Source organism: Pseudoalteromonas sp. C2R02 (assembly GCF_018860845.1).
Classification (GTDB): Bacteria; Pseudomonadota; Gammaproteobacteria; order Enterobacterales; family Alteromonadaceae; genus Pseudoalteromonas.
In genome coordinates, this window is record NZ_JAHKQC010000034.1 from 300,774 (window position 1) to 324,256 (window position 23,483).

Genomic DNA, 23,483 nt, shown 5'->3' on the forward strand with positions numbered 1-23,483 from the left:
TGGCTTTGGCTTTGGCTTTTTGAGCTACTTTGAGATTGAGAAGGGGGACTCGATTTTGTAGGTGTAGACTTTGAAGCCGAAGAGCTTGATGGTGGCGAACTCGAAGGCGGCTGACTTGGAGGCGGAGGCGTCTGGGTAGACTTACACGCCACTAGAATAAAAATCAAAGTCATCATACAAAATAATTTAAGTGCTGTATTCATTATATAACTCCAATTTATTTCGGAAAGATATGTAGTTTCATTTGTTCGGTTTTTATCGGTATTCCTTTTACAAGCTTAGGTCTGAATTTCGTATGTCTCAATGATTTTAATGCAAGTGATCTTAACCTTGTGCTTTCTTTCATATTTGAATTAACAACCCTTATGTTTTTTGCTCGACCATGTTTAGTCACATCAAAAGATGCTTGTATGAATTTAGTATTTGATAGTAATAAATCCTTCGATATGTTTTCTCGAGTATTAGTGGCCAAATTTGGTAAATAAGGAAGTGCAATTGGTTTTTGGAATAAGTCTTCAGTAAATGTATTACCAGCATCATTTAGCATCGCAAATTGATAAGCTTCATTGTATAAACGCATAGCGGATTGCCTTTTTTCAAATAATAAATACCAATCAGCAAGTTTCAGCTTAACTGTAGAAATAGTAAAATAATCAGGTTGCGTCTGATTTTCCAATATCTCAATTTCATTTAATATTGTATCTCTACCATTTGAAAAGCTGGTACGTTTGAGTGAAATAATTTGGTTTTGATAATTCGTTGTAGTGGTATATTCGGTATTATCTATTAAGTTTGAATTAATCTCTGAAATATCAAAAGTTGCAAAAAAATAGTTTATTATCATTTTGTTATTCAATATATAAATATTGCGCTTATCAAATTCACCATAAACTGTTTCGCTAATATTTAACGCCATTTTATATAGGTAATGTGCATTATATAGATCTTGCGCAGGGCTAGGGGAGTAGCTCATGGCGTAAGATGTTAAATTCCAATTAGCCAACTTAACCAAAACTTGTAACATCCCTTCATCTTGCTCGGCAAAATTACGATTATGCAGCCAATATAAATAATTGTACTTCTCATGAACTTGTTTCCATTTTTTTTGCTGTTTTAAGCTTAGTATTATTTTTTCTAAAATGGGAATTTGCGCTTTTGAATATAATCCATCATTAATTCTATTTAAATGAAGAGAACGATTAAAAGTGGTGATCGCTAAATCATGCTTTTGTTGTTTTTGATATATGTCGGCTAAATTAGCTAATTCTTGAGCTAACTTATCACTATAAACGCCTTCAGCAGATTCGAGTTCTTCAATTGCATTTTCGTAGTCTGTGATTTGCTCATTTAATGTTTTTGGTGAGTTGTTATCAGCAAGTTTAAATGGGTTACTGGGATTATTGAGTGTATTAGCTGCACTAATAGAAAAGCACAAAAATGTCAGTATTAAAAAACTAAAATTCAAATATAAATTTTTTGTCATAACTAATCTCCATGATTGCACCGAATTGGACGTAATCTTTTGAGCAAGTTTTCCCTGACAGAAATTTTTCTTAGTTATAGCTAAGATATTTAATTTATTATTATATTTTATTTAAAACATTTTAAACTAAATGTTTTCTTTTATTTGATTAAAGTATAGACGATAAAAATTAGATAGTTGTAAATATTAGGCAGATTTTAAATTAATAAAAAAAGCATCATAAAAATGATGCTTTTTTACATGTTTAAGCTTCTAATCCGAAAGGATCATCTATCGAGTGAGAAGGGGTTGTAAACCATACAGGTCCATTTTCATCCATATAAAAATGATCTTCTAAGCGAATACCAAATTTTCCAGGGATCACTAACATAGGTTCATTACTAAATACCATGCCAGTTGCAAGTTTTGTTTCTGTTCCTCTAACTAAATATGGCCATTCATGAATATCTAATCCACATCCATGACCCGTTCTATGAGGTAAGCCTGGTAGTTGATAGTCTGGACCATACCCATGAGCCTCTAATACTGTTCTTGCACCGTCATCAACATTGCCACAAGATGCATTCAATTTAGCTTCATTAAAGGCATTTATTTGAGCATCTTTTTCAACCTGCCAAGCAGCTCGTTGCTCTGGTGTTGCTTCTCCATAAGCATATGTTCTTGTGATATCCGAGTTGTAACCATGTAATAAACATCCAGTGTCTATTAATACCCAATCATTTTCTTTTAGGGTCTGAGGATCTTTAACACCATGAGGGAATGAAGTGGCTAAACCAAATAGCACGATGCAAAAAGAAGAACCTGTTGCACCGACTCGTTTATGCGCTTCATTTATAAATTGCGTTACTTCCAATGTTGTTATGCCTGGATGTAAAATCCTAGCGGCAGCTTTGTGTACTTCAATTGTCATATCTTTTGCACGTTGCATTAGTGCAATTTCAGATTTTGATTTTATTTGTCTACATAAAGCACTCACTTCTGAACCATTAACATATTCATAATGTGATGCAGCTTTTCTGATGCCATCAAAAACAAAAAATGCTGCAGACTCATCAATAGCAATTTTACCTGAGGAGATCCCCATTTTATTTAAAGTGTTTGCAAATAGGGCATACGGGCTTTCATGCTCGTGCCAACCATTAAAATGACCCTGAATAAGCATATGATCTCTTAATGAGCCTTCTTCAAAATGTGGTGCGATGAACTCTAATTCACCTTGCGCTGGCAAAATAGCACCTACAAGTCTTTCACTTTTATACCATTTCAACCCTGTAAAATAATATAAATTAGTGCCAGCATCTAGATACATAGCTTTTATATTTTGTTCACGCATTAGCTTTTGTGCTTTATTTATACGTGCTTCAAATTCTTTTTGAGATATTGAAACAATATCTTTAGTCATATCTGACAATTTATTTAGCTCTTGCTCTATCGAAGAGCCGCCTACGCCTAATGTCATGTTAAGTTCTCAATTGCATACAATATGTAAAATGTACCATGTAGATATCAAAAAATGAAGATAAGCTAAGTGTTTAACTGTAATAATTGAAAATTAAAGTGCTTTTAATTGTAACGAAGGATACAATTGCGACTATATAACATTATATATTTTTTAAATGACAGATATTACAACCCATAAATCTTCTCAAAGACGTTTATTAACAGCACTAGCCATCACCTGCACTTTCATGATAATACAAATCATAGGTGCTTTTTATGCTAATTCTCTGGCTGTATATGCAGATGCTGGTCATTTGTTTGTCCATAATAGTTCATTATTTATCGCTTTAATTGCGTCAGCTCTTGCAATAAAACTTGCTACTACTTTTAGCGATGGATACCGTAAAGCTGAACTTTCTGGGGGCTTAATTAATGGTTGTTTGTATCTATTAATAAGTGGCTTTATTTTACTGCAAGGCTCTGAGCGTTTATTAGAGCATGAACATCACGTAGGTTTAGAAGTAAATACTTTTATTATGTCTTCAATTTCTGCTCTTGGATTCTTATTTCACGGTGTTTCCGCTTTTGTCTTATATCGAGGTAGAAAAGATAGCATTAACGTATACGCTGTTTTCCTGCATACTTTTTTTGATTTACTATCTACAGTCATTACCTTCATAACGAGTATTGTGATTCATTATACAGGTTGGTTAGCTGCAGATTCTATCTCGAGTATGATAATTTCTATATTTGTATTAGTGACAGGTTTGAAACTCGTTCATAAGTGTATCGTTGGTTTATTCTTTTGTGGGGTACGCTTACCTTCAGTTAAAAAAATAGAAAAAGCCTTATTGAAGCTAGATCATGTCGATAATATTCATAATTTAATTATAAAAAGTGAAAATAAAGAAATATCTGTCGGTGTGCATATTGTTTTAAAACACGCTTGTACGTTAGAAAAACATGATGAAATATGCCGTTTAGAGGTAGAATCTCTATTAAAAAACCAATTCAATGTTGCTCAATGTGTATTACAAATTGAAGCACATGGCTGTAATGGTGCATTTGCTTAATCTAATACAATAATAACCCCGGTATCTTTTAACATATTATTTTTTGTTAAATAAATCAGCTTTTGAGCATCCTGATTATTTAACATGATCTCAGAATTGTTGTTGTTCCATATTTTATTCGCCTTTATTAATAAAGGCGAGTCGCCCACAATAGGGTGATCCATTGCAAATTCGACCTCTGAAGCAAAAAGAGACACTAGTTGTCCACTATCTATAATCTCACTGATATTTTTTTCATTTGGATATAGGATATCGCCACTACTTCTTCTGATTTTAGGATCAAGTGAAGGTATAAAATCACTGCCTCTCACATCAATTACGATACCAGAGATTTCATTAATACTCTGTGAGGCTTTTAATTCAGGTTTTTCATCCAGAAGTGCTTCAATATCAGACACTCTCTTAGTTAATATTTCTATTTGTTTTAATAAATCTTGCGCAGAACTATTACTTTGGCTTGCATATGCTGATCTCATGAATCCGTTAAATAACATTTTGATATTAAATGCAGAGTTTTGTTTATTATTTAATTGTGCATAAATGGATTTAGAAATTTTACCTTTTAGTGGCGCTTGCAAAACAACTTTACAAGAACCATCAGCCCTGTTAACTCTCGATTTGATTAAAGCACCTTGTACCGTTCCCTCAACACTTGATTTAACAATATCACTCGTCAGAGAATAATTACTAACAAGGGTCGTTGAATTCACTCGTACACCTTGAAAAGACTCTAATAAATTACGTTGTGCATCCACTATCGCGGCTCTGCACGCAAGTAACGGAGAAACTTTAGGATTTTTACCTGCAGGAGCGACACCATAACCAATGGCTTCAACACTCGATTTTGTCCAATCTATAACACCACTTGCGCCTACAAACTCAGTATAACTACCATCTTTTGCAGCTACATTATTCACAAAACAACAAATAAAAATAATTAATGGATAAGCTTTCATGGATGAACCTCCATTTTACCTAACACAGCTCTTGAAGCTGATTTATCAAACGAGACACTTTTTAGCTGTACCGCGAAACTAGATGAGTTTTGGATATGAAATGGTTTATTGCTTTGTAATTTACATGTGTTTATTTTTAAACGAGAGCGACCTGACAATACAATTGCACTGGTAGAACTACCAAAAAGTTGACAGTTAATCAGACTCACATTTGCATTACCGCTTATATTTATTGCTGAGTATTTTGCTTGAGTAGACTTAAGGTTTTTTAAAATCGGATCTCCGGTTTTTATCCCGATACCTATCCCTGGATTTATAAGCGACAAACCTTCAATTTCAACTGTATTAGTACTATTTAATATTAAATACTGTTTTGAAGCTGATGACATAGACTCATTGGAGAATTCAATATTCTTTTTACTTCCCCAAAAATATGCATTACCTTTTATTTCAATCGTCGCTGTTTTTTTAAATTTCAGTTTTACACCTGGTTCTATCACAATTGTAGAGTTAGGCATAAAGCGAGTATATTCGGTAACGATATAAGGGCTATGCTTTCTTGTTAATACAGATGTACCAAAATAATCTCCTTTGAGCTGATTGTTTAATTCTTCGATATCGAGTAATTTAATGGGGTAAACCGTTACATCAATTTCATTTGAAAAGCTTTTATTTTTAGCTTTATCTATTGCGATAATAGATAAGTTTATTACTTCAAATGGATTAAATGGCCCTTGCAAAGTCAGTTCTGATGCGGATGATACAAAATGTACTTTTTGATTAGAGTTGTTTGAAGAACGGGTCACTTGATAAGTTATGCCTTTTTCAAGAGCTTCACTCCATGAAAGGTGTATATTGTCCGTCGTTGAAAAATCGGCTTTAAAGTTACTTACGTTTGATGGTTTTTGATTGTCAAAATTAACTAACCCCATTGGACTAATACTACGGGAAATTTGACCTTTTGAATCGATCAGCTTACCAGTGACAACACGTTCTATCCCTTGCCATCGTTTATCAACGTTAATTTTAGAAGTATAAATACCAGGATCACTTTCTATTAAATCAAAGCTACCTATATTTTCAATTTCAATAATTGCTCTATTACCTGAATCACCTTTGATCCCTAAGGAAATTGAATCTCCATATTTAAACCATTTATCTGCACCATCATGTAAAACCATCTCAATAGCAGGTGAGGAGGTGCCTTTATAACCTTCTGGTTCTGGCATTGATTTAGATATTTCTCGGCCTAATTCATCAGCTGCTGCAAATAAGTTTTTATCTTCTAAATGAAGTGCAGCCAATGCTGCATTTAATAATAAACCCCACGGGCTTGTTGATACACCACCAGCACGCGATGTGATCGTTTTATCAATATGCCATATACGATCGCCGTCTTTGGAGATGAGCTCTAAACTAACACCGAGTTTTATATGCGCATAAATACCCGCATAAAAACTTTCATAATCTGTGACAGTACCAGTTAAAACGGCGTCTGCTCCTAATGAGTCTGCTAATTGTTGGGCTGATAATTTGCCATTATGATTTTTAAGATCTACTTCCTTATTATGTATTAATTTAAAGTTTTTATTTGATAAGTGACTTTGAAGTACAGCCCTTAGGATTTTTGGGGCTTCTAATTCTGATGTCGAATTTGAAAACTTTGAGATTGCAATCACATTGGGCAGTTGCTCTTTATTTATCTGCTTATCTTCACCTGAAGTCATATCTTCAATTGTTCTAATAGGCTTAGTAATTGCTATAGTGCCTTTTCTGCTTACTGAACAAGCCGACAGTATTAATAAGATCGAAATTGAAATTATAATATTACTTGTTAGTCTGTTCACTAATTTCTCCTTGAATGGGGGTTTTAAGTAAATCTTTGACTGACTCTTTATTGTTATAGTATGGAATTGCAGATCCGTCTTGCTTTTTAACATTCTTCATCGGGTTTGAACCCAAAATCCATGAGTTTTTTATTTTTTTAGATAAAAGCTCTATTTCTAAAAGGGTATTATCTAGCTGATTTAATGTAGTAGGTACTTTTTTAATACTTGGTTTAATTTCACGGGATAATAATTTGAGCTCATTTATAAATTCAGTGGTCGATTTAAATGTTTTCTCTGAATCTACCAACCTAAGTTCCATCAAAGAGATAACTGGTGATATTTTGTCGCTGATTTCAATCAATTTAGTATCAAATGTTTCAATACTAGAATCTATTTGAACCGAAGTTTTAATTAATGATGTTATAAGCGTATCAACATTAATCAATATTGAATTTATATGCTGCTTTTGTTCAACCAGATTTGATGTTAAGTTATCAATATTCGCTATTATCTTGCCTATTTTCTTGGACGATTCTGCAACATTAAATTCTTTAGTCAGATCCGCTAACGATTGTGGCTCTTTCGTATTTATAAATTCACCATCTTTAAGTATGTTCAATTGAGTACCAGGAATAAAAATCATTCCTTGGCCGATTAACATAGTATCAAAACCTAATTGAGAATCTATTTTTAAGTAGCTATCTGATTTATATAAATTTTCATACTTACTGGGTAAACTAATTGAAATTTCAACTTGGCCAGTTTTTAATAGGTTAATGCTTGTAACCTTACCAATATCAACACCTGCAAGCTTCACTGGGGCACCTAATGTGATACCAAAACTTTGTTTAACATTGGTTTTAAATTCTAAATACTGCTCTGGTGTTATAAGCCCATTTTTAATCGTACTTAAATAGATGAAAGCTGAAAAAGCAAAAATGATAAATAAGCCAACAAGCTTTTCTTGTGGGCTTGTTTTAAAAGACTGTGGTAAAGAAAAACTCATAATTAATAGCGCGAAACATTAAAATTTTTAATTTCCAATCTATGATCTGAAAAATTATCCATATCACCAGCAGTTATAGTCATAATCATGCTCATATTGTTATTTCTAATATATCTGACTAATTTCATTAATAATCCCTTTCTCAGTTGCTCTGACATACCAGATTGTATTTCATCCAATAAGATGACCTTTGGTTTAGATGAAAGTAGTCTTAATAAGTTTGCAAGCCTCAGTTGAACATCATTAAGCTGATAGGGGTATTTATCGAGTAAATAATGCAAATCAAATTCTTGTGCAACACTTAATACGTTGTTATCAATAACACTGTCTTTAATTTTTGTATGAAATATTTGAGGCAACTTACAGTTTTCTTTAACTGTATACATAGATAGTAGTCCATCACTTTCGAATTGCATGCCAACAGTATGAAAAAGTTTAGAATTATCTATATTCGTTGATATCAATCCTTCATATATTACACAGCCATATTGCGTTACTAATGTGTTGTTACATATTTTTAATAAGCTAGTCCCACCATCTAATACTCCCGTTTTAATGACTGTTATTTCATTATAGTTAATTGTTAAATTTAAATTTTTGAACACTATGTTTTTATCAAACTGTAAGTGTATACCTTTTAATTCAAGTAACGTTTTCATCTATAAGCAACCACCGACAATACAATATTTACTGTAAATAAAATAATTAGCTGACTTGTTGTTGATGTTGAAATTGATCTGGAAATACTAGCGAATTTAGGTTTAACAGATGCACCATAATAGATACAAGTTAAACCAATAAAGAGTCCTGCAATGAGTGCTTTTGACGCACTAATGATAACTTCATTAAGTGATATCTGCTCTAAAATTGTTTGTAGGAAATAAAGTAAGGTAACAGAATCATTTTGCAACAGTGACATTAATACCCAAGACGAAAAAATGCAGACCAAATCGAAGTAAAAAAACATTAATAATAATGATAGGGGAAAAGCATAAAATACAGGCAGTAATAATAAAAATACAGCAGGTATTTTTATCGCACTTAATACTTCTAATTGATTATGTTGCTTCAAATAGCCTATTTCTGCAGTCACCGCATTTGCTGATCTGGCTATTAATATAATGCCAGATATAAGCGGACCAATTTCTCTTACAATGACAAGTACAAATAACTTTGCATAATAATCAATAAAACGCGTATTTTCTCCCAGAATAGAATATGTCAGTGACATCATTAAAATACCTATCAATATCGCTATCACCGTATTGATATAAGTCGCTTTTAGACCTGTATTATAAATCTGCCTAATAAATAGATCCCAAAATATAGAAAACTTATTAACAGAGAATAAACTTGAAGATATAATAATTGATCGGGTTAAAAGGCCAAATAAATCTAGCAGCATACCAAATAAACTTATAATAATATGACCAAGCTTACCCAGTAAAACCATGTAATTGCCCCCAAGATAAAAGTTCTTTTATTTTTAAAGGTGATAAAGCTAATTCATAATATATTAAGGCCTCATAATAAAATCCTTTTGCTTTTACCATCTCATTATTTTTTAAAGCAATACTGGAAGACAGTACAAAAGCATCAGCTACTAACTGCCATTGCTGTAACCTTATATAAATTTCAGATGCCAATATTAAAGAGGGTAGATGTAACATTTTTTTGCCTTTAAGCATTAATGCTTGCGCATAATGTGCCTGAAAGTCGATAAGTTCATTTATTTCTGCATCAGTTAACAGCTTATCTTGAAGTAGTTTTACAATTAACCTTTGTTTTTGGCTATTTGTAACTTGAGTTAGCTCATTAAACCAATATTGTGTTTTATAGAGGTTAAAGTTTATGGCTGCAGCTTCAAATATTTTCGCTTCATTACGTGTTTTTAAAACTGTAACCCACATTAAATTACAATATGAATCAATATCCACATCATTAAGACATAAAAAAGCATATGATCTATAAGCATCGAGCCACTGTTTTTTTTCAAGGAAGTATTTACTGAGTCTTTTAACACCTGAAATATTTTTACTCTCTAAAAAGTATTTTAAATTATTTTTATTTTCTAAAGGTATCGCACTACCATTATTTGAGGAGCAAGATATCAGCAAAAACATTAAACTAAGATAAATGATTTTTTTTATCATCTTGTTGTATCATCCGCTTTAAAACATGAAAGTTGTCTTCTGTATTGACGTATAAATCTAAAATATTAATCGCTTCATCAGTTGATTTATGTTGCAGCATAAAATTAAGGCTATGACGCAAAGGTTTTAATGAATTATTACTGATCTGCAGCTCTAATAGGTCGGCAAAATCATCATAATCGCCTTTTAAAAATAAGGTTTTTGATTTCCTTTCAAAACGCCATTCTGTAAAACGCATTAAATATCGATTCATAACTGACGCCAGCAGAAATGCAAATGCCATTGCAACTAAATCACCTAACTTATCAAATGAAATTTCTTCAAATTGTTTCGCATTCTCACTGATAGTAGCGCTATTTGTTGCTCTAATAACTTCAATATAACTTTTTGCGACGCTATTAAGCGGATTGATTTGTAAAGCCTGTCTAAATTTTAATTCTGCATCTTTAAATTGTTTACTTTCATATAAAGCTTGACCATAAAGCGCAAATAAAACATCGTTTTTCGGATAGTGCACAGTTGCTTTTGCTAAATAAGTTTCTGCCTTTTTGAATTCTCCGGCCTCAACATTTATTTGGGCTTTAACTATGGCTACTTTTAAAGAGTCAAATGCAAACACCTTAAAATGACTCAGTAATAAAACCATAATCAATAATGAATATTGCCTCATTGAGCTACAACTATCATGACACTGGCTTTATCGAGTGTTTTTGCAATATAGGCATTTGATTTAATGAAAGTGGCAACATCATCAGATACCACTAGATCGGAGTTTCTTGACTTATAAGTTCCTATCGCTTTTACAATATAAGGTGAATAAGCAACACGTTTATTGTCTACCGCATTATTAACATCAAAATCATATGAAACAGGGCGTTTTTTAAATGCTTCACTGTTTAGCATTTGAGCGGTAGGGTAAATAACCTTACCATCTTTTGTTCTTAGCTTAGGAATGGTAGCAAGCTGAAATTCATCAACGCCTTGCGCATCTATTAATAATCCTGAAAAGCTGGTATTGCCTTCGAATGCTAAGAGCTTTGCATCTATAAAATCCAATGCATCTTTAGGTTCTTTTTTTATTTTAACTTGTAGCTCTCTTAGTAAAGTAACAATATTATCAGATGAATTATTATCCCTAGCATATGCTTTACTTATAACCCTCCAATTTTCACCATTAAAGATTCTGCTAATAGTGTCTTTAATTTTAGGAATTAAATTAAAGGAAGTTTTAGTATCTCTATTATTTTTATTTGATATTGTTTCAATTAAATTACCGTCCATTTTAACTTCAATCACTACTTGGGCGACTTCATTTTGATAAATATCTTTGATAATCAAAGCACCTTTTACAACAGCATCTAATTTAGTTTTTATAACGTCAGAATGCGCCTCTAAATCTTTAATGGTAGTTTCCGAGCTCACTCTGACACCCGATAAAATTTCAGCTAAGTTTCTATAAGCATCAACTTGTGCAGCTCTTCTTGCCATTAACCTTTTTTTGCGATTGGGAATGTTTTCGCCAGCAACACCATAACCACTGGCAAATACGGTGCCTTTAGTCCAATTTACACCGCCGGTTTCACTTCCTTGGATCACATCTTCTGCTTTTAATGCATCACTCATTAAAACTAAATGTGTAAGTAGTAATGTTAAAAGTAATTTTTTCATTTAAGCTCCATTTTAACTATCAAAGTGCGCATACTTAGATTTTCTAGCAACGATTTTTTTTAAGTAATTTCTTGTTTCTTGTGCAGGTAAGTATGTCAATAAATGACTATAGACTTGTTCAGCAGACATTTGATTTATCGTTTTAGCTGCTTTTGAAAGGTTTTTTTCTCCTGTAAAAGTTTTTGCTAGATTACCGACACCAGTATTATAACTTGCTACAGCACAATAAAATCTCGATAGAGGGTCCTTTATTTTTCGAAGATATCTACTTTGCAGTAGTTTAAAATATGCAGTACCTAGTTGCAGGTTGTTCGTTTCATCAAATAAATACTCTGGTGATACCACCTTCTTTTGGCCATGGGCATAATTATGGGCGTCTATTCCGGCTGTTTTTGGCACAAGTTGCATTAAGCCAAATGCAGGTACTGCAGAAACAGCTCTAGGGTTAAAGCTAGATTCTGTTTCCACAATTGCAAGGATTATTGAAATAGGAACGCCATATTGACTAGAAAACTGTTTTACAGAATCAAAGTTTTGTTCCATTAGCACTTTTTGATAATCGTTAACAAACTTTATGGACATACGAAGAATTGATTCGTCACCCTTTGCTATTAATTCTAATTTCACACCGGTGTCTTTACTGAGCGTGCTATTAATAATTTTTTCTTGTGTTGAGGGGGTATTAATCTTAATTGGTTGTGATGCTTCTTGATTTATCTCTTTACTTTTTTCCTGATTACTAACTGATAACTTTTCAACTGCAATATTTATGATAACGTCCTTTTTTGGTAAAACAGCATTTAATGGATTAAATTTTTCCACTTTTGAATGCTTTACATCTATACCTTTATTTCTTAAGTTTTGATTCAATTCTTTTGCGAATACATCCAATTCATTAATATCAGAATTGTTTTTTGATGTGAGCGTTTTAGCCATTTTATCTAATTTTACTTTCGCAACTTTGAGCGCTTCACTTTCAACTTTCGTTTCTATTATGACTTCACCTTTTTCATAATTAATAACTGAACGCGTTTCTAAATTTTTGCTATATCCCACCCAGGTATTTTTAGAGGGCAGACGAATATCATCAGGCCACTTAACAGATATCTTTTTACTTGCACCTTTGAACGATTCTTCTATCGCTTTTGAATATGCATCATATATTGCATCTATTTGATCTGTTTTATCTTTAAATTGTTTATCTAGTAACTTATCAATTTCATCAAATGTTAAATCTGGTGGCGTTGCATACGCAAAGTTAATCGCTAGGTTAGTTAACATACAAAAAACCATTAACTTAATGTTATTTATCATTTAATGATTCACTTATTAACTTGATTGAATCTCTTGATTTACAGATCTTTGATTCGTTTGTTAGACACAAACCCAATGTCACCTCAGCGACAAAGCTGCCTTCCTCTGGTTTTACATTTTGCTCAATAATAAACGCGCCTTTTATCAGGCTCTTAACCCTAGTCGCTATCACATCGCTTGTGACTTCATAATCTTCAACGCTTGTACCTGCGCTTAACTGAATTCCTCTTGTTGTTTCAGCCATTTGTCTCTGTGCATCCAACTGCGCAGCTCTTTTAGCCATCATTTTTGCTTGAAAGTCACTTGAGGTTTTAGTTGGGTCAACAGTACCAAAACCTTTCACTTTCAAGATACCAGCTACTTGTGATGCACAAGTATTTGATGAGGCAAAAAATATTGAAACACTGAGTAAAGTTACTGTTAAAGCATTATTAACCATGTTTTTTCCTTTGTATTTCTTACTACTTGCATGCGCTAAATTTAAGTTAGATAAGCTAAGTCATTACATTAGTCTATAATTGAAAATATAGTAAAAAATGTACATTTGTGTAGTTAAACTATAGTTGTTTCTAAATTAAATATGGAAATACAAAACCATGGTTCAATTTCAACTAAAGCGTTTAAAATTGTTTTTATTTTTTTTTCTTTTCATATTACCTTTAAGTATTCAAGCTAAAGTGATTGTGGCAAAGGGGATCAGTGATGTAGTTGAAGGAGAAAAAGCTAAAACCAGAAATATAGCACTCACAAATGCAAAACGTGCAGCTGTCGAACAAGTAGCAGGTGCTTTTGTACAATCAAGAACATCGGTTAATGACTTCGTATTTGCGCAAGACAAAATCTATAGTTCTTCATCAGGTAATATCTCTTCTTATGTCATCTTATCTGAAGGAATTAATGATTTTGGCGCTTATGAAGTAGAAATTGAAGCGAATGTTGATATTCAGGAATTATTATCTGATATTAAACAAATTTTAAAAGTAAACGGCTGGAGCCGAAAACCAAGAGTTTCTATCGAAGTAAATACAAATAACCCATCTGCAGGCACAAATTTAAAATCTATTTTAACGTCTAAGCTCAATAAAAATGGTTTTGAAGTCTTTGATCAAAGTCAGCGAATTCAAGCAGGCTTTACCATATCGATGGATGTGAATTTTCAAACCACTCAAAGTAATTATCAAGGTATCAATCTGGTTTCTAATAACTTATCTGTTGTCACTAATGTAAAAAGAAAAGGCGATGGACAAATTATAGCGAGTTCAAATGTACAAGCATCAAAAGCCGGTAGCAATCAATCAAAATTAATTAAATCCTTATCTAAACAGCTTATTAGTAAAACTTGGTCTACATTAAAAAAGGAAATAATTAAATTTTGGCAAGAAGAACAGTATATCGCTCGTTCAATTTATTTAGACCTTAAAAATATCGCTTCATATAAACAAGCACAAGCATTTTCAAGTGCTTTAAAACAAAGTGTCTCGGGAATGCTAGATATAGAAATTGTGAAGTATGAAAATGAGATAAGTAATTACCTATTAAAGTATAAAGGATGGCCAGAGCAACTTCATGCTGAAATTTTGGCTGGTCCTTTAAAAAGCGAATATCAATTAGAACTTATAAGCGTTGATTCAAATAATGTCACATTTAGAATAAATTAGGGATTAATATGTTTAAAAATAAATGGCTAATTTTTACAGTAGCGATAACGATATTGATCGGTTGTCAAAGTACTTCTAATAAAGGAAAAAAAGAATTTGATATTTCCCAGCAATTAATGGCTTCTCAAAAATATTCTGAAGCAGTGTCATATCTAGAACTTGCGATACAAAAAGAGCCGAAAAATGAGCAATATAAAGCGATTTTAGCCAATGCAAAACAAAAAGCGACAAGCCAGATAATCAATGAAATTAATCAAGTATTAACATCACAGCCGTTAAATAAATCAAATATAGATTTATCCAAATCTTTGCTTATGAAAGCTAAAAAAATAGATGCTCAAAATAGTCTGTATTCCCAAAGTGAATCATTGATTTCCAGCAATGAAGCTAAATTATTATCTCAAGTTAAAACTCTTCATAAGAATGTTAAATCTAATATAAATAATAATGAATGGGTTAAAGCAAACTTTACAATTAAAAAGCTTACGAAGCTTTATCCAAACTATGAAGACTCAAGCTTATTAATTCAAAAGATAAAAATCCAAGGAAGTCGGTTTTATTTTAATAAAGCCACAGATGCTTTTGTTAAAGATGATTTTAAGCATGTATTAGAGAACGCAAGAAAAGCAATCACTATCAACCCTACAAATAAAAAAGCCAAACAACTAATTGAAAATACAAATAAAAAGAACAACAAAGAGTATTTTATAAAATTAGCTGAACAAGCAAAAGAGCAATTAAATTGGGAGCAGGCCTACAATTCGTGTGAGAAAGTACTTTCATATGAGCGCGTGAATCCATTTTGCATAGATTTAAAACAGATTGCTAAAACTCAATGGAGTGACTCATTGATAAGTCAATCCCGTCAATTTATGACTCAAGGTTATTTAGCTAAAAGCGTTGATAAATTAAAGCAAGCCCAAGATATAAACTCTGGTTATGAAGATAATAAATTAACCGCACTTAGAGCCTCTTTATCCCAAAAAATTGATAACACAGCAACGGAACTGGCTGAACAAAGAAAATATGGTTCTTCTTGGTACCTTTTACGCTTAATTACACAGTTTAACCCTGATTATGAAGACCTATTTAAAAAAACAAAAATCGTAGAAGACGCTATTGTTGAACGCGTTAAAAAATCCATTGCTGTATTTGATTTTAAAAGCCCATCTTATAATGCAGATTCAGGTGTATTAGTAGCTAACAATCTCATTTCTAACTTATTCAATAGCGCAAGCAAGGACATCAATATTTTAGAAAGAGAAAACTTAAAGTCTATTTTAGAAGAAATGAAATTAGGTCAAATTGGTGTTGTTTCAGAGTCAACAGCACAGGAAATGGGCCGTATTTATGGTATTGATATCGCGATCATGGGCAGCGTCTTACTATATAAAGTAGATGCAACTAACTCTAAAAGTTCAAAAACAGTGCGGTATAAAGTTGGTGAAGAGATCTCTGATAATATTGATTATTTAAATTGGAAAGCGATGAATCCTAATCCAAAAAAAGAAGATTTAAGAAGTGCGCCTAAAGCAAAAATATTAACACCTAAATATGAAGAAAAAGAATACGATGTACAACATATGAAGAAGGTCGGTTTTATTCAGTTATCTTTTAGAATTGTTGATGTTGCAACGGGTGCAAATACGCGTGTAGAAACAATCGAAAGAAAGAAAATAGTAGAAGATCAATCAAATGAAGGTATCAAGGATGCAAACGTAAAGTTTAATCCTTTAGAAATTCCAACAGATACTGAGCTTTTACAATTAATGGCGACAGAAGTAGTAGAAGAGCTTTCTAGAGAAGTATTAAAACCGTTAAGAAATTTAGAAAAAAAATACTTTGAGAAAGGAGAGGAGTTTTTATTAAAACGTAAAGAGAATATTAATGCAATAGAGCAATTTGTTGATGCGGTTTTCGATGAAAAACTCAAAGCATCTGTCGGTTCTCCAATTACAAGTCAATCTAATAAATACTTACAATCCATTATTGAGAATCATAGATTTAATTAATCTTAAGGTTAAACAATGAAACACTTATGGATTAAATTTGTTTTAATCGGATTATTAATTTTCTGTAAAATTACAATCGCAGATACACGAAGTTCAATTGCATTATTTAACTTAACACCTATTAGCATGGATGCAATAGGTGCAGATGCAGATTTGCTATTCTCTTTAGAAACTGAACTTGATAAATCTCAATCCATTTCTGTCATGTCTCGAAGAGATATGGAAGCCATTCTGTATCGTATTGGCGGGGCGCAAGTTGCTGATACAAATAAGGTGATGTCTTATGGTTTAGAACTTGGTGTTAATTTTGTTCTGACCGGTGAAATAGACAAAACTGGAAGTTTAGTCACTGTTAATATCAAACTTATCGATATATCTAATAATCGAGTAAGCCAGACCTGGCAAGAGTCATATAATGGTAGAGGTGACATTCTTCAACGCTCAAAGCAGTTAGCCAAAGTGATTGAATTAACTCTAATAGAATCAGCTTTACAAAGTAATTCATTTACCGATGAAGTCACTGCGCTTGACTATATTTTGGATTTAACTGCAAGTACCAGTAACTCTGGTATCCAAATAAATTGGAATATTAGTACAGATATTTCAGTTTTATACACAAATGTATATAGAGGTTCATCACAAGAAGGGCCTTTTGAGTTTGTTTCAAGTATTGAAGAGACACAATTTGAAGATGAAGTCAGCGGCAGCTATTTTTATAGGTTAGACCTAGTATTAGAGGATGGGAGAGAAATAAAAGGAACTAAAACAGTCAGCGCACAATCGTCAACTAACAATATAAAAGTAGATATAAGTTTGTCTCCGCCAACAATTATGAGCCAAAGTAGTTTAGTTAACGGCATTAAAATTGACTTTATTCCTCAATTGAATAATCAAGGTGTATTGGGATATCATTTTTATCAAAAACAAGCCGATAGCACTTGGTTAAAAGTACATTCGATTAATAAAGATAAAACATTAAATTATTCTATTGTTTTAGATAAAAACTTTATCCCAAATAATGCGTATTCAGTATCTGTTACCGCATTCAGTGAGCAAGGGGAAAGTAAACGCTCCGAAGTAATTAGTTTTACAACACCGAGTCTAATTAAATTAACGACCGACAATAAACAATATTTACGAGCTACAAATCTTATATGGGACAAGGCGAATTTAGGAACAGGTTATAAAATTTATCGGAAAAAACAAACATCAAATGAATGGCAAGTTGTAAAAACATTATCAGATCTCACTAAAACGCAATATCAAGATAAAGTTGGCTTAGAAGATGGGCAAACCTATCTGTATGCCATTTCCTTGATTGATAAGTTTACTGAATCACCAAAGTCAGAGCAAATACATATATCAACAAAACCGCTATCTGAAGCGCCAAATCAATTTAGTGCAAAAGGGAACTTAGTTAAAAAAGTAAATATAACGTGGCAACCCATCATTGACAGTGATATTTCTGGTTACGCTATTTACCGCCATGAAGGCCAACTTACAGATGATACTCGTTTAACTGAGATTGCATTTGTTGAAAACTATCAATCTAGTAATTATACCGATGGCAGTATCAGGCCCTTAAAAGATGGGCAGAATTATCATTATGCGATTGCCGCTAGAAATATATTTTCTACTGATGGTAAATTAACTGAAACTCAAAGCATTATCACTAAACCTTTACCTGAATCCCCCTCTAATATTGCGTTATCAGCATCAGAAAATGCAATAAAAATCACTTGGAACCCAAATCCAGAAACCGATATAAAACACTATCGTGTATTTAGAAAGTGGAATAATGAGCCATGGCAAAATATAGCAAAGAGTACAGACACCCAATTCCAAGATACAAATTTAAAGGTCTATGCCAAAACGTTTTATAAACTCACCGCTATTGATTTAGATGGATTAGAAAGTAACAGTTCATCGACCCATGAAATTTTAAGTCCTTTAAAACTAAATCTTAAAGTTAAACAACAACACTTATTGAGAACAATAATACTTTCCTGGGAGCCTAAGAAAAACATAACTGGCTATAAACTTTATTCAAAAGATAAAAATAAAACCAAATGGCAGTTAATTAAAACATTAGAAGAACCAACACTTGCCACATATAGAGATGTTGATAAAAAGAGATTAAAAGAAGGCTCCGAATATGAATATAAAATAACAGCATTTGATAAGTTTATCGAAACGCAGTTTTCAAATATCGTAGTAGGAACAACCAAAGCCCTACCATTACCCCCTCAAGAATTTAAAGCTAAAAGTGGTTTAGTTAAAAGTGTGCAACTGTCTTGGTTACGCTCTACTGATCAAGACAATAAAGGGTACATACTATACCGTAAAAATTCCAAAGGAGAATTTGAGGAAATAGAAAAGATATCAAATCTAAATAAAGACAACTATTTAGACGATGGAGATACCTTTAGCGATTTAACTGATGGCACACAATATGAGTATAAAGTTGTAACATTTAACAAATATTCTGTGAGCGGTGCATTTTCACACGTTATTAGCGCGACAACTAAACGTATTCCAGAAACAATTAAAGGGTTAAGCATAGAAAAAGACACTACAGGTTTAATGCTTTTTTGGCAATTATCAACCAATAAAGATATTAGTCAGTATCACATATTTAGAAGTACAAATAGCAGTTGTTCAAGTATGAGAAAAATTACTAATGTTAACTCAGCTGAAGATGTATATCTAGATTCAACTATAAAGCCTGATACTCATTATTGTTATAAAGTGATGGCAATTGATAAAGATAAGCTACAAAGCAAGTTATCCCTTCCTGTGTTATACAAAACATTACCTAAAATAGAAGGAACATAAATGAAATTATATATAGTTTTTTTATTATTTATAACAAGTCATTTATATGCAAACGATTTATCTCAAGCAAATAAAATGACTAAAACCCCTGAATATAACAAAATTAAAAAAGTGTATGAAAAATGTGTTATCCAAAAAGGCATTGAGTTTGTAAAAGTAAGCTCCCCTTCTGAGGCCATAAAATATGCACCGATTGCATGTAAAAGGCAGCTACTTGCAATAAAACAGTTTTTTTTATCAAGTGCTTTTAAAAATGAGATTATTAATGCATTGGTTCAATCTGTAAAAGAAGGGGCTGAAATTGATTTAGTTAACGCTGTATATAAAGAACGACTGAAATATTTCTAACCTTATTTAGAATAAGTAGGGGCAATAAAATGAAAGAATTACAAACATTATTAGGTGATTACTTTCACCAATCTGATGATGATAATAAATCAGAAATAGAAGAAGTGATTTGGGCAAAATATGGTGTAAGTGGTTATATATTAATAATGGATATGTCGGGGTTTTCTTTAGTAACGCAAAGATATGGCATCGTTTATTATTTAGCTATGATAGAAAAAATGAGATGTACAGTAAAACCATTGATATCAAAAAACTCAGGTACTTTAGTCAAGTTTGTAGCAGATAATGTATTTGCTTCATTTCAAAGCGCCGAAGATGCAATTAAAACAGCAATTGATATCAATAACCAACTTGATGAGATTAATCAGGCATCTTCAAAACAATGGGATATTTGTGTCTCAACGGGGATAGATTACGGTCGCTATTTATGTACTGATGATGGTGATGTATTTGGTGATGCTGTAAATTGTGCAAGTAAATTGGGCGAAGATATCGCACACAAAAATGAGATACTTGTATCCCAAAAAGCATTTGATAATATCAGTAATCCTGACTCATTTACCGCAGAACATGTTCGATTTAAAATTTCAGGGATTTCATTGGAAGCTTATTCAATTAAAGCTAAATGATTAAATTTCAGTTGCTGTTTTTTTTTTCTTAATTTAGTCTAAAATAATAGGTTCATTTAACTTATCAAGTGATCTTATGACAAAAGAAATGGACAAGTTATTATCCAAACATAAACAGTTAATCCACAGTGAGAATCAAAAAGTACTTTCGCATGTGCAACGTGAAACACCAGAATGGGTCCATAATACGGTTATGGTGCAGGGGTGTGATGTACCTTTCAAATATAATAGAAAACAGAAGTACAAAAGTTTAAAGGGTGCAGTCGTTAATATTACTTATTATCCTACAACAGAAGTGATTGCTGGTTTTGAAATGGAAATAATGAAAACAACACGAATTAAGATATCTTAATTGATAATTATGTTATTTAATCTTTTCAACACTATAATTTTATAAAGATAATTTGTACACTTAAATATCATACTTTCTTGTGAATAAATTCAAATTATGTTGTTTTCATTATTAGATGTTTTAGCATTATGCTGCTTTATTTTTTGCTGGTCTGGTTATACTTATTTTGCACGTAAAAAAGCAAAAACAACTGATTGTATCGCGCGAAGTTTACATCAACACCGTATTCATTGGATGAAAGAACTCATGAATCGTGACATCAGAGTGGGCGATGCTGCGCTTCTAGCAAATCTAGAGCGAAACATTGCTTTTTTTGCTTCAACAACCCTCATTATTTTAGCTGGTGTATTAACTCTTTTTGCTCAAGTAGAACGACTTGAATCAATTATCGCTTCTTTACCTTTTGCGCTGAATGCCAATCATTTCACAATACAAATTAAATTAAGTTTACTCGCTTTTATATTTGTATTGGCATTTTTTCAATTCACTTGGTCTATGAGGCAGTATGGTTTTGTCAATGTGATGATAGGCGCTGCACCAATAGATTTAACAGCTCATAAAAAGCACTTACAAAAATATGCCGTTGAAATGGCTATAGTGCAAGATCAAGCCGCGCATTCTTATAATTATGGACTGCGATCTTATTATTTTTCTTTAGCAGCGATTTGTTGGTTCTTTCATCCTGTTTTATTCATTTTAGCAAGTATATTTGTTTCTTATACTTTATATAGACGTGAATTTAAATCAAAAGCCGTCAGAGCAATGACAAGAGCTAAAGAGTACCTTAAGCAAGAACTCAATGAAAAGTAATATGTTTTGTTATATAGTTTCAATTACTTAGCACTTTTAATAACTTATAAATACATTGAGAAATGAAATTTTATATGTTATTTTTTCTTTGTTTTAATTAATTTTTTGGGTATATATTTTTTAGATGTTAAAAAATAGGTTATTATTTTTATTAGTGATGTTATTAATGTGCCAGCCTTTGCTGGATTTCATTGATGTGCAACACCATAATGAAAAGCTTAACCAAACCTCCCAACTTTTAGTTCAACAAGCAGAGTTAGATTCTCATTGCATAGAAAATGGAGATCACAAACTTCATAATGTTGAACACCAATCTATTTCCCAAGAACTTGATGAACAAAAAGATTGTTCTCATTGTTACAGTTGCCATACAGGGATTTTTTTACCTCTTGTTTTAAACAATACGGATATTGTACTTAATCCTCTCTCACTACAAAATTTAAGAGTATTATTTAACTCTGAACACATAGCACCAGAACATCGCCCTCCGATAGCTTAATCATTTTTACCTCATAAATTTTAAACAAACCATAACTTTCAAAGTTACTTGTACATATTTACCATACATAAAATTTAGGTTTATCTCATTAGAGATCCTGAAATTTATGTTGGAAATACCAATTCTATTAAGTTAGTGATCTAATATAAATTAGGATAAATTTTCAAGAACAAGGCGCTTGATTGAGCAATAGCTGGCTATTGGGAATGAAAGCAACGTAGTTATTGTATATTTAGACCATTTAGATTGATCATATATTTATTAGAATTGGTATCATGCTTAAGAGAATTAAAATGCTTAAAACACTATTAACAGCTTGTATTATATTAATATTAGCGATGACATCAATGCACACATATTCATCAGAAGGTCATGAACACAAAGAAGAAGTTGAAAAAGAAATCACAACACTATTTACTTCAGAACAAATGCAAATTAGTAATATTGAAGTAGCAGCTTTAACACCTCAAAATGTAAATTTTTCACTCTATGCGCCAGGTGAAATAATGGCAAATGGATATACCAGCTACTCAGTCTCCCCAAGAGTTGATTCAATCGTACTCAAACGTCATGCTATTTTAGGTCAACATATCGAAAAAGGTGCAGCGTTAGTGACTTTATTTAGCGTTGATGTCGCAAGAGCACAAGCCGCATATAGGCTGAGCTTAGCCCAATGGGCAAGAGTAAAAAAACTCGGTAAAGCAACTGTGACTGAAAAGCGCTATTTAGAGGTAAAAGCAGAGCATGAAGTTGCTTACAGTACTTTAAAAGCATACGGCTTATCTGAAGACGCAATTAAAAAATCCACATCATCTAAAATAGATAACCTTGGACAATATACTTTATATGCACAAACACCCGGTGCCGTATTAGCCGATGCGTTTTTACAAGGGAAAAGAGTGCTAGCTGGTGACGAAATAATGTTGTTAGCAGATGAGCACCAACTTTGGGTAGAAGCGCAGTTACCGCCTAATAGCTTGATTAATATCCCTGAAGGCACAAAAGCAAATATTGTAATTGATAATCAAGAGTTTATCGCTGAAGTTATTCAAGAAGGCCATACCATAGACCAACAATCGCGCACTAGAACAATTCGTTTATCCTTGGAGAATGAACAACATAAGTTACACCCAGGAATGTTTACTGACGTTAACTTTCTATTTAATGAAGACAAACCTGTCATGACAGTGCCTGAAACTGCTTTAATGCGAAGTGCTGATGGAGACTGGGTTGTTTATGTAGAAGATCATCCAGGGGAGTTTGAACCCGTAGAAGTGTCACTTGGTCGTCGATTTGTACAAGGCCGTGAAATTTTAGGTATTAAGTCAGGCACTAAAATTGTTATGAAGGGCGCATTTTTTGTTGCTTCACAAATTGCTAAGGGTGGATTTGATCCACATAACCATTAACGAAAATGA

Annotated in this window: 23 protein-coding genes; 10 read left to right on the forward strand and 13 right to left on the reverse strand. The window is 32.4% G+C overall.

Going from position 1 to position 23,483, the window contains the following annotated elements; genetic code table 11:
- The 3 genes from KO527_RS14570 to KO527_RS14580 all read right to left on the reverse strand — a co-directional run.
- On the reverse strand, positions 1–203 hold a 203-nt coding region (locus KO527_RS14570), incomplete at its 3' end, for a hypothetical protein (RefSeq protein WP_216041012.1).
- A 14-nt stretch (positions 204–217) separates the two neighbouring features.
- Positions 218–1,483 (reverse strand): tetratricopeptide repeat protein, encoded by a 1,266-nt coding sequence (locus tag KO527_RS14575; RefSeq protein WP_216041013.1) that lies wholly within the window; start codon positions 1,481–1,483, stop codon positions 218–220.
- A 244-nt stretch (positions 1,484–1,727) separates the two neighbouring features.
- Complete coding sequence (locus tag KO527_RS14580; protein WP_216041014.1) at positions 1,728–2,942, reverse strand: Xaa-Pro peptidase family protein; 1,215 nt, start codon at positions 2,940–2,942, stop codon at positions 1,728–1,730.
- Positions 2,943–3,099: 157 nt separating this feature from the next.
- On the opposite strand from KO527_RS14580, the gene KO527_RS14585 reads away from it, so the two are divergent.
- The gene (locus tag KO527_RS14585; protein WP_216041015.1) at positions 3,100–3,996 is read left to right on the forward strand and encodes a cation diffusion facilitator family transporter; all 897 of its coding nucleotides are present in this window, start codon (positions 3,100–3,102) and stop codon (positions 3,994–3,996) included.
- Here the strand turns inward: KO527_RS14585 and KO527_RS14590 are convergent.
- Genes KO527_RS14590 through KO527_RS14635 form a run of 10 tightly spaced genes read right to left on the reverse strand, consistent with a single transcriptional unit; the run spans position 3,993 to position 13,361 of the window.
- Entirely contained in the window at positions 3,993–4,952 is a 960-nt protein-coding gene (locus KO527_RS14590; protein ID WP_216041016.1) for an LPP20 family lipoprotein, read from the reverse strand. The two genes, KO527_RS14585 and KO527_RS14590, sit on opposite strands and share 4 nt — an antisense overlap.
- A complete protein-coding gene (locus tag KO527_RS14595; protein ID WP_216041017.1) occupies positions 4,949–6,799 on the reverse strand; it encodes a right-handed parallel beta-helix repeat-containing protein in 1,851 nt (616 codons plus the stop codon). Before KO527_RS14595 ends, KO527_RS14590 begins: the two co-directional genes overlap by 4 nt.
- Positions 6,780–7,787: an MlaD family protein gene (locus KO527_RS14600; RefSeq protein ID WP_216041018.1), complete on the reverse strand. Its 1,008-nt coding sequence runs from the start codon at positions 7,785–7,787 to the stop codon at positions 6,780–6,782. Before KO527_RS14600 ends, KO527_RS14595 begins: the two co-directional genes overlap by 20 nt.
- A gap of 2 nt (positions 7,788–7,789) precedes the next feature.
- Complete coding sequence (locus KO527_RS14605; RefSeq protein ID WP_216041019.1) at positions 7,790–8,446, reverse strand: ATP-binding cassette domain-containing protein; 657 nt, start codon at positions 8,444–8,446, stop codon at positions 7,790–7,792.
- A complete protein-coding gene (locus tag KO527_RS14610; protein ID WP_216041020.1) occupies positions 8,443–9,240 on the reverse strand; it encodes an ABC transporter permease in 798 nt (265 codons plus the stop codon). The genes KO527_RS14605 and KO527_RS14610 overlap by 4 nt, the downstream gene beginning before the upstream one ends.
- Positions 9,224–9,940 (reverse strand): hypothetical protein, encoded by a 717-nt coding sequence (locus KO527_RS14615; protein ID WP_216041021.1) that lies wholly within the window; start codon positions 9,938–9,940, stop codon positions 9,224–9,226. The genes KO527_RS14610 and KO527_RS14615 overlap by 17 nt, the downstream gene beginning before the upstream one ends.
- Positions 9,915–10,610, reverse strand: coding sequence for a hypothetical protein (locus KO527_RS14620; protein WP_216041022.1), 696 nt, complete (start codon positions 10,608–10,610; stop codon positions 9,915–9,917). The genes KO527_RS14615 and KO527_RS14620 overlap by 26 nt, the downstream gene beginning before the upstream one ends.
- Positions 10,607–11,608: an LPP20 family lipoprotein gene (locus tag KO527_RS14625; RefSeq protein WP_216041023.1), complete on the reverse strand. Its 1,002-nt coding sequence runs from the start codon at positions 11,606–11,608 to the stop codon at positions 10,607–10,609. The genes KO527_RS14620 and KO527_RS14625 overlap by 4 nt, the downstream gene beginning before the upstream one ends.
- A 12-nt stretch (positions 11,609–11,620) precedes the next feature.
- On the reverse strand, positions 11,621–12,889 hold the full coding sequence (locus KO527_RS14630) for a murein transglycosylase domain-containing protein (RefSeq protein WP_216041024.1): 1,269 nt from the start codon (positions 12,887–12,889) through the stop codon (positions 11,621–11,623).
- A 22-nt stretch (positions 12,890–12,911) separates the two neighbouring features.
- Complete coding sequence (locus KO527_RS14635; protein ID WP_216041025.1) at positions 12,912–13,361, reverse strand: LPP20 family lipoprotein; 450 nt, start codon at positions 13,359–13,361, stop codon at positions 12,912–12,914.
- A 157-nt stretch (positions 13,362–13,518) separates the two neighbouring features.
- Between KO527_RS14635 and KO527_RS14640 the strand changes: the two genes are divergently transcribed.
- The 9 genes from KO527_RS14640 (at position 13,519) to KO527_RS14680 (ending at position 23,474) form a co-directional block, all read left to right on the forward strand.
- Positions 13,519–14,580, forward strand: a complete 1,062-nt coding sequence (locus KO527_RS14640) for a hypothetical protein (protein ID WP_216041026.1) — start codon at positions 13,519–13,521, stop codon at positions 14,578–14,580.
- A gap of 8 nt (positions 14,581–14,588) precedes the next feature.
- Complete coding sequence (locus tag KO527_RS14645; protein WP_216041027.1) at positions 14,589–16,592, forward strand: CsgG/HfaB family protein; 2,004 nt, start codon at positions 14,589–14,591, stop codon at positions 16,590–16,592.
- A 15-nt stretch (positions 16,593–16,607) separates the two neighbouring features.
- Positions 16,608–19,427 (forward strand): hypothetical protein, encoded by a 2,820-nt coding sequence (locus KO527_RS14650; RefSeq protein ID WP_216041028.1) that lies wholly within the window; start codon positions 16,608–16,610, stop codon positions 19,425–19,427.
- Entirely contained in the window at positions 19,428–19,775 is a 348-nt protein-coding gene (locus KO527_RS14655) for a hypothetical protein (RefSeq protein ID WP_216041029.1), read from the forward strand.
- Between the two features lie 29 nt (positions 19,776–19,804).
- A complete protein-coding gene (locus KO527_RS14660) occupies positions 19,805–20,404 on the forward strand; it encodes an adenylate/guanylate cyclase domain-containing protein (protein ID WP_216041030.1) in 600 nt (199 codons plus the stop codon).
- 76 nt (positions 20,405–20,480) lie between these two features.
- A complete protein-coding gene (locus KO527_RS14665) occupies positions 20,481–20,756 on the forward strand; it encodes a hypothetical protein (RefSeq protein WP_216041031.1) in 276 nt (91 codons plus the stop codon).
- 96 nt (positions 20,757–20,852) lie between these two features.
- Complete coding sequence (locus tag KO527_RS14670) at positions 20,853–21,566, forward strand: DUF599 domain-containing protein (RefSeq protein ID WP_216041032.1); 714 nt, start codon at positions 20,853–20,855, stop codon at positions 21,564–21,566.
- Positions 21,567–21,690: 124 nt separating this feature from the next.
- Positions 21,691–22,065 (forward strand): hypothetical protein, encoded by a 375-nt coding sequence (locus KO527_RS14675; RefSeq protein ID WP_216041033.1) that lies wholly within the window; start codon positions 21,691–21,693, stop codon positions 22,063–22,065.
- A gap of 293 nt (positions 22,066–22,358) precedes the next feature.
- Positions 22,359–23,474, forward strand: a complete 1,116-nt coding sequence (locus tag KO527_RS14680) for an efflux RND transporter periplasmic adaptor subunit (protein ID WP_216041034.1) — start codon at positions 22,359–22,361, stop codon at positions 23,472–23,474.
- Positions 23,475–23,483 lie beyond the last annotated feature (9 nt).